Source organism: Kordiimonas sp., from assembly GCF_965216265.1.
GTDB lineage: Bacteria > Pseudomonadota > Alphaproteobacteria > Sphingomonadales > Kordiimonadaceae > Kordiimonas.
In genome coordinates this window covers 2801229-2815585 of the sequence record NZ_OZ244153.1, presented here as the reverse complement: position 1 = coordinate 2815585, position 14357 = coordinate 2801229, and the positions used below count along the sequence as shown (strand labels likewise).

Genomic DNA, 14357 nt, shown 5'->3' with positions numbered 1-14357 from the left:
ATCATTGCGCGCACAGAAAACAATTTCTAAACGCATCAAATGCCAGACGCTTCAAGGGGACAAGCCGTGACATCATCCATCAGCCCACAGGAAATCGAAACCTTAAAAGCTTTCGCCTGCGAGCTTGCCGATGCCGCAGCAGCGGTCACCCTGAAATATTTCAAGAAAACCATTCCGGTGACCGACAAGGACAAAGGTGCAGGCTTCGACCCTGTCACCAAAGCTGATCAAGGGGCGGAGGAAGCCATCCGCGCGCTGATTGAAGCCCACTACCCGGACCACGGCATTTTTGGCGAAGAGTTCGGCATCAAGAAAACCGACGGCCCGTTTGAATGGGTGCTGGACCCGGTGGACGGCACCCGCGCTTTCATCTCCGGCTTGCCCTCATGGGGTACGCTTATCGGCCTCAGGCATAACGGTGTGCCTATCATCGGTGTGATCGACCAACCTTATATTCGTGAACGTTACCTTGGCTGGCCAGGTGGTGCGAGCCTCAATGGTGAGCCTATCACCACACGCTCGTGCAAAAGCCTTGATGAAGCGACAATCTCAACCACAGACAGTGCGCTTTTCCAAAACCATGAGCGCCCGGCGTTTGATGAAATCCTCAAGCGGTCAAAGCTGAACCGCTACGGGCTTGACTGTTATGCTTATGCGGTTGTGTCTGCCGGGCATATGGACCTGGTGATCGAATCCGGCCTCAAGCCCTATGATATGATGGCGCTTATCCCTGTCCTGCGCGGTGCAGGCGGCAGCGCCACCAATTGGGAAGGTGGCGCACCGGGTGACTGCGGGCGGTTGCTCGCTGTTGGCGACCCGGCGCTCCTTGATGAAGTTTTGCCGATCCTGAAGGGTGTTCCCCAAAACCCTTAGGAGTTTTTTTGGGGGCTATTGGAGGGCTATTTGCCCTCACTGGCTTTCACGAACGGGCCAAAATCAGGCCCGTTTTCAAGGTCGATAAATTCAGCAATAGCTTCCCAAAGCTCGGCCCTGATCTCGTCAGTTTCTTTCAAGATCTCATGCATCGCGCCTTTGATGACCACAAGGCGGCCATGCGGCAGCCGGGCGGCAAACGCGGTTTGCGCATCATTATCAACAATGCGGTCCTTCTCGGCCTGAAGCATCAGAACCGGGGTTTTGATCGCTTCCGGGTAACCGGGCTCATTCAGCTTGTCGCAGGATTTGATCGCCTCGTGCAGCCAGCGATAGGTGGCACCGCCAACCGCCAAACGGCGGTCTTTTTCCTGAATGAAATAATCTTCATCCTTGAAGCGTTCATCATCATGGGTGAGCTTCTTGCGCCATCCCCAGCGTCCTTCCTTGAAGGCTGTGTGGCCAGGGATATAACCCGCACCGCGCCCAAGGGCGCGCATCAGCATCGGCAGGCCGTTCACAATAAACTTGGGCAAACCACCGGTAAAAATTTTCACCATAGGCGCCACGGTGATGGCCGCATCTGCCAAGCCGGGGAAATCATGCAGGAACCGCAGGATCACGTGGCTACCGGCAGAATGGCCCATCAAAATGAAAGGTTTGGGCATCTTGCCCACCAGCTTTTGTTTGAACAGCTGATGCACATCTTCCATATGCGGATCAAACGACTTTACAAAATGTTTGTCGCGGTTCGGGTGCGGGCGATACGACATGCCCTGCCCACGAAGGTCCATCGCCGCGCAGGCGAAGCCCATCTGGTTGAAGATATGTACATCTTCCAGGAATTTTTCGATAAATTCGGTGCGGCCGGGCATGAAAATAATCGTGCCTTTGGGCTCAATCACCTTGCTGGCCGGAAAGCGCGCGTAGCGTATCTGCTCGCCATCGCTTGAGGTGAAATAGTTGAAAACCGAGTCTTCCGGCACCTCGCGGCGATGCTGCTTGGCGAACGCCATGAAAGCCGGGCCTGGACGGCCGCTTGGCGATGCGCCCGATGACGCACCAGACGACGTTCCTGCCGCTACGGTTGCCTGTTCTTCGCCTGTCGTCTCTTGCGCTTTCTCGTCAAGCGCAGCTTCTTTTTCACTCATCTGCCCTGATATCCCTTACTTCCTCTGGCTCAAAAGGTAGACACCATTAACGCCAGCGCACAAGGCAAAAGTGAGGCGTGACCCCACCAGTTTTGCTAAAATTGCCTGCATCTGTTTACGGTTTTTCAAATTCATGGCGCGATACTACCCTGAACAAACTCAGGCAACCGAACCATGAAACATCAACTCAAATCCCGCAGTGCCATGGCACGTGGGTTAAAGTGGCGAGCCGTGAAATCAGCGGTCAGCGCCTTTTCCAAAGACGAACGCGGCGGTTTCATGCCCGCGATTGCGGGTAGCGTACTGATGCTCACCGGCGCTGCCGGTGTGGCCATAGACGGCGCGCGCATGTATCACGTGAAAGACGTGCTTCAAAAATCGCTCGACAGTGCCGGGCTGGCAGCCGGGCACGCCATGTCTGTTGATACCATGGAAGCGGATGCCCATGAGTTTTTCAACGCCAACGTGGCCTCCATCTCCAATGTAGCAACCAGCAGCCAAATGGTTGTGGACATAAGCGACGATCAGGAACTGATCACGCTATCAGCCACGGCTACCGTTGAGGCAACCTTCATGCGGCTGTTTGGTTTTGGTGAGATTACAGTAAGCGCCAGCACAGAGGTAAGCCGCGAAACCCGCGGTATGGAGCTGGTACTGGTGATGGACAATACCGGCTCAATGCGCTGGGATAACAAGATTGGCACCATGAAGGCCGCCGCCACCAACCTGATCAACATTGTTTATGGCGACGACGAAACCAACACCAACCTGTGGGCAGGTGTGGTGCCCTATATCACCCACGTAAATGTGGGCAACGCGCATGATGACTGGCTTTCCGAAGCCGGGAAAACGCGCGTGGACAATGAGTATTATGGCACCGAATGGAAAGGCTGCCTTGAAGCCCGCGCAGGCGGGGAAGATGAGACAGACACCCCCCCTGATGAAGCCCCCTTTGAGCCCTTCTATTGGGCCGATACAGACCCCTACTGGAAAAAGGATTGGCGCGGCAACTGGCAAAAGGTCGACAAGGATAACAACTGGATCAATGACAGCACCGGCGCAGTAACGATTGATGAAGTGAACGACAGCGGCGATGCCCTGGGGCCCAACCGGGGCTGCGCGAGCGAGATCACCCCGCTGGTGGCGGAAAAGACCAAACTGCTCGACGCTATTGATGTGATGGAGCCCTGGAGCTTTGGCGGCACGGCGGCCAACTACGGCCTTGTATGGGGCTGGCGGGTGATATCACCCCGTTGGCGCGGTTTCTGGACCGGCAGCCCGGCAACCCTGCCGCTTGATCACGACACACCTTATATGGACAAGGTGATCGTGATGCTGACCGACGGTGTGAATGAGCTGATCAGTCAAGACAGTCAGCTTGGTGGTTCCGACTATACCGCTTTTGGTCGCCTGCACGATTTTGGGTTCTCAAACATCTATGACGCGCGCGATGAGTTTGACGACCGCTTTGACCGCATCTGTCACAATATCAAGAATGACGGTATTCTGCTTTACACCATCACCTTCGGCTCAACACCGGACGAGAACACCCAGGATGCTTACGCGGCCTGCGCCTCGAACCCAGCGTTTTATTATCATGCGCCAACGGCAGATTCGCTCACTGAAGCGTTTGAGGAGATCGGGCGGCAGCTCTCCAACCTCAGGCTTTCTAAATGATGGTGCGGGCAGGCATACGGCTTTTACGCAAGGTTAAGGGGCGTGAAGATGGCGCGGCGGCTGTTGAAGCCGCACTCGGTCTACCGCTCCTATTGGCCATGATTGTGGGTGTGCTTGAGGTTACCAATATTTACTTCGTGGCCGCATCGCTTGAGAACTCTGTACTGCGAGCGTCACGCTTCGGCATCACCGGGTCTATTGACGAAGGCTCCACCCGCGAAGAGCAGGTGCGAGAGATTATCGCCGAACAAACCTTTGGCCGGGTTGATATGGATGCGGTGCAGATCGAGACGCTGGTGTATGAGCAGTTTGGCGATATTGGCGAACCAGAACCCTATACGGACCAGAACGAGAGCGGGTCTTACGAGTTTGGCGAGCCTTTCACGGATGTGAACGGTAACGGCCAGTGGGATGACGACATGGCAACCGCAGGCCTTGGGGAAGCCGGGGATATTGTGCTTTACCGCGTGAGCTACGCAGCCCCCAGCATGACAGGCCTGTTTGACTGGGCGACGCGCCAGGTAAACCTCTCGGCAACAGTGGCGGTGCGCAATGAGCCTTATTAAGTTTATCAAGCGCCTTGAACGCACGACGCGCAGATTGGCTGGAGACCAGCGCGGCTCTATCCTCACCGAGCTTGCGCTTTCGGCCCCCATCTATCTCGTTTTTTTTATTGGCACGGTGGAGGTGGGAAACTATCTGCTGATGACCTTGAAGCTGCAGCATACGGTGGTCTCGATCGCTGATCTTGTCACGCGGGATGAAACCATATCGGAAGATGTGATCGACGATATCTTTGAAGCCGTCCCGCAGATATTGACCCCTTTCCCCACCAACGAGCGCTCTGTCACCATTGTTTCCGCCATCAGCCAGACAGAGGATATTGTTGCGTCTGTCTTCTGGCAACGAAATGGCGGTGGCACGCTGTCCGCCGATAGCGAATTTGGTGCGGAAGGTGACCCGGTCACGCTACCGGACGGGCTTACGCTCCGGGATGATGAAACCATTCTGGCGACCGAAATATATTATGAGTATGAGCCACTCATCTTCGACTTTATCCCCGCGCGCACGATCAGGAAGGCATCTTTCTTCCGGCCGCGTATCGGCTCTTTGCAGGAAATGGAACCCTAAGGGCAGGAATAGAGCCCTACCAAGGTAGGTAATGGAGCCCTGAGGGCGACCATGGAACCCTGAAAGCAAGCAATGCAACCCTGGGGCACCCGCTCCGCCACACTTCTCGAGGCTGGACCGAGGCTATGCCTCAAATACCACTTCAAAGCCGCCACACCCACGCCGCACATTCACGCACAGTTTTGCCACACCCTCTTGCTCACCCCCTGAGACTCGGGCCCTTACGCCCCGGAGAATCACCCGTATTTTGGCTAAATTCGCAAAAGGAATCGGCTTTCATTGATGAAAAAGGCCGAAATTTTAAACATTTTCCGCTTTTTTCGGCGCGAAAAAATGCGTGTTATGCGCGATCCCCATGCCCGCATCTAGCCCAAAATCAGTTGAAAGTCGCTTTAATGAGGCCTGTACCGCACCTTGCCAGGCCCGAATCTCCTTGTGGATTCAAGGCGTTGAACACTGGTTAAAATTTGATGTAAATTTACCTGATATTTTACACTAAGTATTTGTAAATAAAAGGTTTTTCAGGTTCCTCGTTAACTTTTTATTTAGGGGTGTGGGCCTATAAGTAGGACATCCAATCTTGGCAGCTGGAGAAAACCAATGATGAAACTACTTACTAAATTCCGTCGTGATGAAGAAGGCGCTACCGCCATTGAATATGGTCTTATCGCCGCTCTGATCGCAATCGCACTGATTACAGCCCTCAACACTCTGGGCGATGATCTTTCCACGAAGTTCGAGGAAGTTGGCGACGCCGTTGATACTGCAGGCGATCCGGAAGCAGAGCCATCTTAATAGGCCTTAAAGGTCTATAAGCTGAAGCTTATCAAAAAGCCGTCGGGGGACGATTTTTCCGGCGGCTTTTTTACTGAAACGCAGGACCAGGTAATCCTAATTTCAGATCTCAGGCACAGAAAAATGCAGGCAGCATTCATAATTGAGACAGGCACTTATATCGCTCTTGCGGGCGCTCTTTTGACCGCAGCGATCAGCGATATACGCACCCGGCGGATCGCCAACTGGCTTTCGCTTTTTATTGTCGGCTTGTTTGTGGTGGCAGCCATAACAAGACTGGTGGCGGGTGTGGACGTTATGAGTGCACTTGTCTGGCCGCTTGCAACGGGGCTTTTTGTCTTCCTTGTCGGGCTTGGCGCTTTTGCCGCCGGGCTGATGGGAGGCGGTGATGTAAAGCTTCTGGCCGCTGTGGCACTGATGGCCGGGCCCTCTTTTGCCCTCCCGTTTGTGCTCTATACCGCGGTATTTGGCGGCCTGATTGCCGCAGTCATGCTGGTTTGGCAACGGTTTGAGAAAGAGCCGTCACCAAACCTGATGAAAGTCCCCTACGGGGCTGCCATCATGGCCGGTGGTCTTTGGGTCTGTATGCACAGGATTTCTGCGGTTTCTGCCTGAACTAAGACAGTTTTTTAACCCTTGTGCGCGTGACCCACACGCCTTGGGTAGGCAACTTGGAAGCCAGGAGGGGCAGCAATGAACCCCAGAAGTCTGATCCTTATCGTTCTCGCCGGTGTTGGCGTTATGGTGGTGGTTTTCCTCACCAGAAGCTACTTGGGCGGCATACAAAGTCAGCAAACCGCGCAGGTTGCACGGCAAGAGGTGGCTACAGCCAAAATCATGGTAGCGGCACGCAAGCTACCTGTTGGCACCATCATCAAGCCTGAGGATGTCAAATGGCAGCCCTGGCCTGAAGCTGGTGTGACGGAGGCTTATTATTCCTCTCGCAACACCAAGGAACAGAAAGCAGAGACCCCGAAAGGCCTCGCTGGCAAGGTGGTGCGCAGCCCCATCTCGGCTGGTGAACCCGTTACCCGTACAGCCCTTGTATCCCAGGGCGAGCGCGGCTTCCTTGCGGCTATCCTTACTCCCGGCATGCGGGCAACCACCATCAAGGTATCAGCCACCTCAGGCATAGGCGGTTTCATTTTCCCCGGTGACCGTGTCGATGTGATCCTGACCCACGCGGTCGAGGTATCCCGCACTGAGCGCTATAATATCTCTGAAACCGTGTTCCAGAACGTGCGGGTGCTGGGTGTTGACCAGCGCACAGCAGCCACCGGCGATCAGGTCCGTGTTGCAAAAACCGCAACCATCGAGGTCACGCCAAAAATGGCGGAAAAGGTCGCGATGCTGGAGAATATCGGCTCGCTTTCCCTCAGTCTCAGAAGCCTTGCGCACGGCGCAGACGGCCTGCCGGCGGACCCGGAAAGCCCTCCGGTTGACCGTACGCTTTCCCACACAATGGGCGATGAGATCAGCGAATTTATCCCGGCGATGGACGCCGAGAAGGGGGCAACGCTTCGGGTTGCACGCGGCAGCGTTAGTTCTGTTGTCACGCTCGGCCGCACCAAAGAGGAATCCGAGAAATGATCAGGCAACTCCCACACATGATGCACCGCGCGGCCATGGGCCTGACCCTGTGCTTCGGCCTTGGTGCGGCACTGGTGCCTGCAGGCGCGGATGCGCTCACCGATGTTGACGGTGCGAGCCTCATGGCGGCTACGGACAAGAACCTCGCTATCGAGGTGAGCAAGGGCACGCTTATCCGGCTTGATCGTCCTGCAAGCGAGATTTTCATCGCAAACCCCGAGGTTGCGGACGTTCAGGTCAAATCTGCGCGCATTGTCTATATCTTTGGCAAGGCACAGGGCGAAACCACCTTCTATGCGCTCGATAGCGAAGACAATACAATCTACAGCTCAACCGTCCAGGTAACACGGAATTTGACTGCGCTGCGCACGGCGTTCGACCGCATGCTGCCCGGTGTGCCCATCGAGGTTACCACGCTTGGTCGTCTTGTCGTATTGCAAGGCAACGTGGGTGGGCCCGATGAGGCCGCACTGGCAGAGCGGCTGGCCCATACCGTGCTTGGCACAGACCAGGTGATGAACAGCCTGAACGTGACCCAACCAACACAGGTGAACCTGCGTGTACGTATTGCAGAAGTTTCCCGCAGCGTGGTCAAGCAGCTTGGCTTCGCATGGGAAGGGCTATACGGCACAGGCGACGTAGGCTTTGGGTTGTTTCAGACCCGTAACGTTGCAGACATTATCCTCGACCCGGTTACGGAACTGCCCACCAAGGTCTTCAATCCGGCCGCAGATGCCTTCAGCCTTATGGGTAGCGTAGGCGGCGGCGGGCTTGACCTGAACTGGGCGATTGACGCGCTTGACCAGGAGGGTTTCCTGCGTGTGCTGGCGGAGCCGAACCTCACCGCGCTCACAGGCCAGACAGCCAATTTCCTCGCGGGTGGTGAGTTCCCCATTCCGGTCCCAAGCCGGGACGGCCTCGGCATCCAGTACCGCGAGTTTGGTGTGCAGCTTGAGTTTACCCCCACGGTGATGAACACAGGCCGCATTTCCATGCGGGTGCGCCCTGAGGTCAGTGATTTGTCATCCGCCGGAGCAATCCGCGTTGAAGGCATCAGCGTGCCATCCATCAGCACCCGCCGCGCGGAAACAACGGTTGAGCTGGGCTCCGGCCAATCCTTCGCGATCGCAGGGCTGTTGCAGAACAATGTGGTGGAAGATTCGGACAAATTCCCCGGCCTTGGCGACATTCCTATCCTTGGTGCGCTGTTCCGGTCCGAGAAGTTCCGCCGCGAGGAAACCGAACTTCTGATCGTTGTAACCCCTTATATCGTGCGCCCGGTGTCTGACCGCCAGCTTGTGCTGCCAACAGACAAATTTGTCGCCCCAACGGATATGGACCGGTTCCTCAATGGCCGCCGCTGGGTACCAACCGAGCCGGATGTGGCTTCCACCCTAGATAACGCCGACGGCGCTTCCCTGAAGAAGCGCGCTGGCTTCCAACTCGACTAAGGAAAGGCCCGAACGATGAAAAACCTTCATGCAAATTCTGTGGCCACTATGTTGAAGCCACTTGCCATCAGCCTCTCGCTTCTCACCACAACCGCGTGCATGCACGACAATGTGGTTGAGCCAACACTGGGCGAAACCGTGAACCGCAACGCTGTCACTATGGTGCGGCTCGACCACACCATCATGGCGGAAGATGACGGCACCGACACGCCTTCAAACGCAACATTCGCGGCCCTTGGGGCTTTCCTCGCCAGCGTTAACGCGGGCCACGGCGATATCATCATGCTGGATAGCGCAAGCTCTCCCAACCGCCGTGACGCGGTCGCTGCTTTCCTCAAAAAGCGCGGCCTTGTGTATGCAGGTGAAGCCCCTCTTGGTGCAGAACCGCAGCCCGGCACCATCAACCTCTATGTGGAACGCTATATCGTGACCCCGCCGGCCTGTGGCGGCTGGCCGAGCGAGGCCAGCAACAACACCCGCAACAATACCAGCAGCTATTTTGGCTGCGCGGTGACCTCGAACCTGGGCATGATGGTGGCCAACCCGCGTGATTTGATCGCGGGTGAAAATGGTGGCAACTCAACGGCCGCAGCGGTTGGCGCGCTCTATACGCCCACACCGCAGTCCACCGGGCCAACCATGACCCTCTCGATCGACGGCATGCCGCCTGTCACACAGCCCCTTCCCACGCCAGGCGCGCCTGTGCAAGGCAATAACTAGGGAGGCGTGAGAGATGGCATCCGCATCTGCAGTAAAGCTGGATCAGCGCGAGACATACGCCGCGTTCATCTGCGATGAGCTTTCATCCCAAATCCTGCACCCCGTCATTACTGAACGTGGTTGGGACCCGGACATGATTTTCTCTGGCGGCGTTGCCGGTGCGGTCCGTGCGCTCGGCGGCATGCCCTGCCCTGAGTTTCTGATTGTCGACCTGTCCGACAGCGAGGACCCTCGCGCAGACATGCAGTCGCTCGCCGACGTGTGTGAACCCGGCACGGTCGTGCTGGCGCTTGGCACGCTTAATGACGTAACACTCTACCGCGACCTGTTGCATGCGGGCGTGCATGACTATCTTGTCAAACCCCTCACCGCAGAAGTGCTTCACAGCGCTGTTGTGGCGGCGGAAAACGCGATCTTTGTTGAAGAAGAGGTTGAGGAGCAAGGCCCCAAGACAGACGCACGGCAGATTGTTTGCGTGGGCGTTCGAGGCGGTATTGGCGCCAGCACGCTGGTTGCCAACATGGCCTGGCTTTTTGCTGACCAAGGCAAGAAAACTGCGCTTCTGGACCTTGACCTGTTTTTCGGCACCTCTGCCATGCAGTTTGACCTTGAACCCGGTCGTGGACTTTCAGACGCGCTTGACAACCCCCGCAGGGTTGATGGCCTTTTCCTTGAGCGGGCCGTGGTAAAACCCCATGAGAAACTTTCCATCCTTGGCTGCGAAGCACCAATTGGCGGCATGAGCGACCCGGCAGACGGCGCGCTCGAACAGCTGGTGGATGCACTAGGTGAAAACTTCGACTGTGTTGTGGTGGATGTACCGCGCCAACTTATGGGCTCACACGTGGATGTGCTCAAGTCCGCCACGGATATCATCGTGGTGACAGACTTCTCCCTCACCTCTGCGCGAGACTGTATTCGCCTTCTGGCGCACATCAAACAGATCGCGCCCAGCGCTGACGTTTATGTCGCAGCCAACAAGGTCGGTATGGTCCCTAATGAGGTGGACGAGAAAGACTTTGAAAACTCCATCGAGCACGCTGTTGATGTGAAGGTTCCTTTTGATGTGAAAGCCATGATGGCGGCCACCCAAAAAGGCGTCGTCATTTGTGAGGAAGCCCCCAGAAGCAAGATTTCGGATGCTTACCTGACGCTGCTTCGCACCGTCACCTCGGATGACACCATCGGTGACAGTAAAAAATCATGGTTTGGTAAACTGTTGGGTAAGTAACGGCGGGATAGTATCAGGCACATGAAACCGACAGGCTTTGGAAAAAAACGGCAAGGACCACAACGGGCGGGCGGAAGCTTTGGCCGGGGCAGCACTGCTGCCGTTCCCAAGCCGCTTATAGGCGCCCCCCAGCAAGCTCTCTCCCCACGCCCGGCCAATGAACAATCAGCCCCCACCGATTTCATCGATCGTATCGCAGAAATTGGTGACGAGCGGCTCAAGGATCACTTCACTGCAGATGAGCTGCGCATGGCCACCAAAGGCGAAGTGGTCAAAAAAATCGGTTCCATGATCGTCGGCATTCTGGAAGAGGAAAACGGCACCCTCAGCCCGCAGGAACAGAAGGATCTTGAGACCTATCTGCTCAATGAAGCGGAAGAGAACATCGGCCCTATCGGCGACAGCTCGGCCTCGACACCGAAGAAGCAGGACGCCAACAAAAAGACGCTGTTTGAGGCTCGCGACCGTATTCAGGTCCTCCTGATGGAGCACATCGACCCCACGGCAGCGGCAGACCTGCCGCGCCCTGAACTGGCCGACCAGGTTGGTGAAGTGGTGGGTGAACTCTTGGTTCAGGAAAAGATCAACCTGAACCTCACGGAACAACGTGACCTTGTGTCCCTGCTCCTTGACGACATGCTGGGCCTTGGCCCGCTTGAGCCCTTGCTGGCGGACGACACCATCTCAGACATCATGGTCAACGGCCCCAACCAGGTTTATGTGGAGCAAAAAGGCCGCATCAGCCTGACGGACGTACACTTCCGTGACAATCAGCATTTGATGAACGTGGCGCAGCGTATCGTGACCGCCGTGGGGCGGCGCGTGGATGAAAGCTCGCCCATCTGTGACGCACGCCTTGCAGACGGTAGCCGCGTGAACGTTATTGCACCGCCGCTGGCCATTGATGGTGCGTCTATCTCCATACGGAAGTTCACCAAAGACAAGATCACCCTCGACAAGATGCTCGAGTTTGGCTCCATCACACCGCCTCTCGCGAAGTTATTGAAAATTGCAGGCGCCTGCCGTCTCAATATCCTTATCTCAGGCGGTACAGGGTCCGGTAAAACCACGATGCTGAACGCACTTTCCCGCATGATTGACAAGGGCGAACGCGTTGTCACCATCGAGGATGCGGCTGAGCTGCAACTGCAGCAGCCCCATGTGGTGCGCCTCGAGACCCGCCCCGCAAACCTTGAGGGCGGCGGCGAGGTTACCATGCGTGACTTGGTGAAAAACGCCCTTCGTATGCGGCCAGACCGTATCATCCTCGGTGAGATCAGGGGCGGTGAAGCAATTGACATGCTGCAAGCCATGAACACGGGCCACGACGGCTCCATGGGCACCATCCACGCCAACAGGCCGCGTGAGGCGCTGACCCGGCTGGAGAATATGGTCAACATGGCGGGGCTGCATTTGCCCGCCAAAGCTATCCGTGAGCAGGTATCAGCGTCTCTTGACCTGATTGTGCAGGTACAGCGCATGCGCGACGGTGGCCGCCGCACCACCCATGTCACCGAGGTTGTAGGCATGGAAGGCGACGTGATCACCACGCAGGACCTGTTCAAATTTGAATTTACCGGCGAGGATGAAAGCGGCCGTCTGGTTGGCAGCTTCAACTCAACAGGCGTGAGGCCACACTTCCTCACCAAGGCAGAATATTTCGGGCTGGAACGCGCGCTGATGGAGGCCATGAATGGGTGATACAAACCTTGACATCATCCTTCTCGCGGGCGGCGGTGCCGTGTTTGTTTTGCTGATCGTGATGATCGTTCTTTCAAACACCCTAAGCAAGGGCCGCAAGGAAACCCGCGCCAAGCTTGAGCGTTTCAAAGCCCGCTTTGACCAGAAAACTATCCTGAAGGGCGAAGGCAGCCGGTCGATCCGGGTCAATCAGGAACAAACCGGGCTTGCCGGTATGCTCTCGGACCTGCTGCCCCGACGTGACCAGATCAAAAACCGCCTTGGACAGGCTGGCCTCGCGATGGAACTGTCGCGCTACGCCACCATTTGCCTCGGGCTCGCGGCCTTCTCGGCGCTCACGCTTTTCCTTGCAGGTTTCGGGGTGATGCTCGCGCTGGCCATTGGTGTTATCGCAGGCATTGGCCTGCCGCATGTGTGGGTTTCAAACCGTATGGCCGCCCGCAAGGACAAGTTTACCAAACAGTTCCCGGAAGCGATGGACCTGATGGTGCGTGGCCTCAAATCAGGCCTGCCGGTGAACGAATGCATCGCCAACGTGGCAACGGAACTGCCGGAACCCACGGGCGTTGAGTTCCGCAAGATCACAGACGCCATGCGCCTCGGCAAACAGCTTGAGGAAGCACTTTGGGAAACCGCAGACCGGCTGGACACCGCAGACTTCAAGTTTTTTGTGATCTCGCTCGTGGTGCAGCGGGAAACCGGCGGTAACCTGGGCGAGACCCTTGGCAACCTCTCCAACATCCTGCGCCAGCGGCAGGCCATGAAATTGAAGGTGAAAGCCATGTCGTCCGAAGCCAAGGCAAGCGCCTGGATTGTCGGCCTTCTGCCGTTCATCATGCTCGGCGCCATCATGACGATGAACTATGATTACGGCATCATCCTCTTTACCAACCCAAAGGCGATCATGGCGGGTATTGGCGCGCTCATATGGATGTCACTGGGCATTTTCATCATGTCCCGCATGATCAAGTTTGAGGTATAGCCATGAATGAGATTGAAAATATCATCGGCATACCGATCATCGACCTTATCTCCTTCGCGGCGGGTGCTGTTGCCCTTCTTGTGATGGTGGCGGTTTACCAGACCGCGCTGGTGCGTGACCCCATGAAGGGCCGGGTGAAATCGCTGCAGGACCGGCGTGATTCCCTCAAAGCCGGGCTGATGACCACCTCCAAGCGGCGCTCACCCGTGCGCAAGGTGGACGGTGTTAACGGCATGCGGGCGCTGGCAGACAAGCTGCAACTCCTGCAGAAGGAACAAACCGCCAAAGTATCCGCAAGCCTGTTGCAGGCCGGGTACAGGTCGTCAGATGCCGTGGTGATCTATCAGGTCGCGCGGCTCACCCTGCCGCTGCTGGTGGGCCTGATCGCGGTGATACTCTTCTATGGGTTCAGATACATGCCCACGCATGAGCAGATGTATCCTGTCTATTCGGTTGTTGCGGTCTTCCTCGGCCTGAAGCTGCCAGATATTTACATCACCAATGTGAAACAAAAACGCACAGACCTGATCCGTAAATCGCTACCTGACGCGCTTGACCTTCTGGTTGTGTGCGCTGAAGCAGGCCTGACGCTTGATAGTGCATTGGGTAGGGTCGCAAAGGAACTGGGCCGGGCGTCGCCCGAGCTGGCAGACGAGTTCTCGCTTGCCGCCATCGAGCTTGGTTTCCTGCCAGAGCGGCGCCAGGCGCTTATCAATCTCTCAGACCGGGTGGACCTGCCCGCGCTCAGGGGCGTGGTTACGACGCTTATTCAAAGCGAACGCTACGGTACACCGCTTGCTTCTTCGCTCCGGGTTTTGTCCGCCGAATTCAGGAACGAACGGCTGATGAAAGCTGAAGAAAAAGCCGCGCGACTTCCTGCCACACTGACAGTACCGCTTATCCTCTTTATCTTGCCCACGCTCTTTGTTGTCTTGATCGGACCAGCCGCTTGTAAAGTAGCGGACGACTTCATCGGCAAGTAGCGGACGCTTTCATCGGCAAAAACTGAGCCTTTTGTCATTAAAGCGTCGCGAATCACCTACGACGTGTGTGAC

The 14357-nt window shown here is 56.5% G+C and carries 14 protein-coding genes; 13 read left to right on the top strand and 1 reads right to left on the bottom strand.

The window, feature by feature from the left end; all coding sequences use genetic code 11:
• Positions 1 to 66 precede the first annotated feature (66 nt).
• The gene (gene hisN, locus ACOOGA_RS13105; protein ID WP_417459957.1) at positions 67 to 873 is read left to right on the top strand and encodes a histidinol-phosphatase; all 807 of its coding nucleotides are present in this window, start codon (positions 67 to 69) and stop codon (positions 871 to 873) included.
• 26 nt (positions 874 to 899) lie between these two features.
• Here hisN and ACOOGA_RS13100 read toward each other — a convergent pair whose 3' ends face one another.
• Positions 900 to 2024, bottom strand: a complete 1125-nt coding sequence (locus ACOOGA_RS13100; RefSeq protein ID WP_417459956.1) for an alpha/beta fold hydrolase — start codon at positions 2022 to 2024, stop codon at positions 900 to 902.
• 174 nt (positions 2025 to 2198) lie between these two features.
• On the opposite strand from ACOOGA_RS13100, the gene ACOOGA_RS13095 reads away from it, so the two are divergent.
• The 12 genes from ACOOGA_RS13095 (at position 2199) to ACOOGA_RS13040 (ending at position 14285) form a co-directional block, all read left to right on the top strand.
• Complete coding sequence (locus ACOOGA_RS13095) at positions 2199 to 3701, top strand: pilus assembly protein TadG-related protein (protein ID WP_417459955.1); 1503 nt, start codon at positions 2199 to 2201, stop codon at positions 3699 to 3701.
• Positions 3698 to 4267 carry a TadE/TadG family type IV pilus assembly protein gene (locus ACOOGA_RS13090; RefSeq protein ID WP_417459954.1) on the top strand — a complete coding sequence of 190 codons (570 nt, stop codon included), beginning with the start codon at positions 3698 to 3700 and terminating at the stop codon, positions 4265 to 4267. Before ACOOGA_RS13095 ends, ACOOGA_RS13090 begins: the two co-directional genes overlap by 4 nt.
• Complete coding sequence (locus ACOOGA_RS13085; RefSeq protein ID WP_417459953.1) at positions 4254 to 4832, top strand: TadE/TadG family type IV pilus assembly protein; 579 nt, start codon at positions 4254 to 4256, stop codon at positions 4830 to 4832. The genes ACOOGA_RS13090 and ACOOGA_RS13085 overlap by 14 nt, the downstream gene beginning before the upstream one ends.
• Before the next feature lie 600 nt (positions 4833 to 5432).
• Complete coding sequence (locus ACOOGA_RS13080; RefSeq protein ID WP_417459952.1) at positions 5433 to 5627, top strand: Flp family type IVb pilin; 195 nt, start codon at positions 5433 to 5435, stop codon at positions 5625 to 5627.
• A 123-nt stretch (positions 5628 to 5750) separates the two neighbouring features.
• Positions 5751 to 6242, top strand: coding sequence for an A24 family peptidase (locus tag ACOOGA_RS13075; protein WP_417459951.1), 492 nt, complete (start codon positions 5751 to 5753; stop codon positions 6240 to 6242).
• 78 nt (positions 6243 to 6320) lie between these two features.
• The gene (gene cpaB / locus ACOOGA_RS13070; protein ID WP_417459950.1) at positions 6321 to 7217 is read left to right on the top strand and encodes a Flp pilus assembly protein CpaB; all 897 of its coding nucleotides are present in this window, start codon (positions 6321 to 6323) and stop codon (positions 7215 to 7217) included.
• A complete protein-coding gene (locus ACOOGA_RS13065) occupies positions 7214 to 8668 on the top strand; it encodes a type II and III secretion system protein family protein (RefSeq protein ID WP_417459949.1) in 1455 nt (484 codons plus the stop codon). The genes cpaB and ACOOGA_RS13065 overlap by 4 nt, the downstream gene beginning before the upstream one ends.
• A gap of 48 nt (positions 8669 to 8716) precedes the next feature.
• The gene (locus tag ACOOGA_RS13060; RefSeq protein WP_420428860.1) at positions 8717 to 9388 is read left to right on the top strand and encodes a CpaD family pilus assembly lipoprotein; all 672 of its coding nucleotides are present in this window, start codon (positions 8717 to 8719) and stop codon (positions 9386 to 9388) included.
• Between the two features lie 13 nt (positions 9389 to 9401).
• Positions 9402 to 10619, top strand: coding sequence for an AAA family ATPase (locus tag ACOOGA_RS13055; protein WP_417459947.1), 1218 nt, complete (start codon positions 9402 to 9404; stop codon positions 10617 to 10619).
• A 21-nt stretch (positions 10620 to 10640) separates the two neighbouring features.
• Complete coding sequence (locus ACOOGA_RS13050; protein WP_417459946.1) at positions 10641 to 12320, top strand: CpaF family protein; 1680 nt, start codon at positions 10641 to 10643, stop codon at positions 12318 to 12320.
• Positions 12313 to 13302, top strand: a complete 990-nt coding sequence (locus ACOOGA_RS13045) for a type II secretion system F family protein (RefSeq protein WP_417459945.1) — start codon at positions 12313 to 12315, stop codon at positions 13300 to 13302. Before ACOOGA_RS13050 ends, ACOOGA_RS13045 begins: the two co-directional genes overlap by 8 nt.
• 2 nt (positions 13303 to 13304) lie before the next feature.
• On the top strand, positions 13305 to 14285 hold the full coding sequence (locus tag ACOOGA_RS13040; RefSeq protein WP_420428858.1) for a type II secretion system F family protein: 981 nt from the start codon (positions 13305 to 13307) through the stop codon (positions 14283 to 14285).
• The last annotated feature ends 72 nt before the right edge of the window (positions 14286 to 14357 follow it).

Excerpts from the sequence above, each read along its gene's own strand:
- ACOOGA_RS13100 (WP_417459956.1), bottom strand. The coding sequence starts at position 2,024 with ATGAGTGAAAAAGAAGCTGCGCTTGACGAGAAAGCGCAAGAGACGACA.
- ACOOGA_RS13095 (WP_417459955.1), top strand. The coding sequence starts at position 2,199 with ATGAAACATCAACTCAAATCCCGCAGTGCCATGGCACGTGGGTTAAAG.
- ACOOGA_RS13090 (WP_417459954.1), top strand. The coding sequence starts at position 3,698 with ATGATGGTGCGGGCAGGCATACGGCTTTTACGCAAGGTTAAGGGGCGT.
- ACOOGA_RS13085 (WP_417459953.1), top strand. The coding sequence starts at position 4,254 with ATGAGCCTTATTAAGTTTATCAAGCGCCTTGAACGCACGACGCGCAGA.
- ACOOGA_RS13080 (WP_417459952.1), top strand. The coding sequence starts at position 5,433 with ATGATGAAACTACTTACTAAATTCCGTCGTGATGAAGAAGGCGCTACC.
- ACOOGA_RS13075 (WP_417459951.1), top strand. The coding sequence starts at position 5,751 with ATGCAGGCAGCATTCATAATTGAGACAGGCACTTATATCGCTCTTGCG.
- cpaB (WP_417459950.1), top strand. The coding sequence starts at position 6,321 with ATGAACCCCAGAAGTCTGATCCTTATCGTTCTCGCCGGTGTTGGCGTT.
- ACOOGA_RS13065 (WP_417459949.1), top strand. The coding sequence starts at position 7,214 with ATGATCAGGCAACTCCCACACATGATGCACCGCGCGGCCATGGGCCTG.
- ACOOGA_RS13060 (WP_420428860.1), top strand. The coding sequence starts at position 8,717 with ATGTTGAAGCCACTTGCCATCAGCCTCTCGCTTCTCACCACAACCGCG.
- ACOOGA_RS13055 (WP_417459947.1), top strand. The coding sequence starts at position 9,402 with ATGGCATCCGCATCTGCAGTAAAGCTGGATCAGCGCGAGACATACGCC.
- ACOOGA_RS13050 (WP_417459946.1), top strand. The coding sequence starts at position 10,641 with ATGAAACCGACAGGCTTTGGAAAAAAACGGCAAGGACCACAACGGGCG.
- ACOOGA_RS13045 (WP_417459945.1), top strand. The coding sequence starts at position 12,313 with ATGGGTGATACAAACCTTGACATCATCCTTCTCGCGGGCGGCGGTGCC.
- ACOOGA_RS13040 (WP_420428858.1), top strand. The coding sequence starts at position 13,305 with ATGAATGAGATTGAAAATATCATCGGCATACCGATCATCGACCTTATC.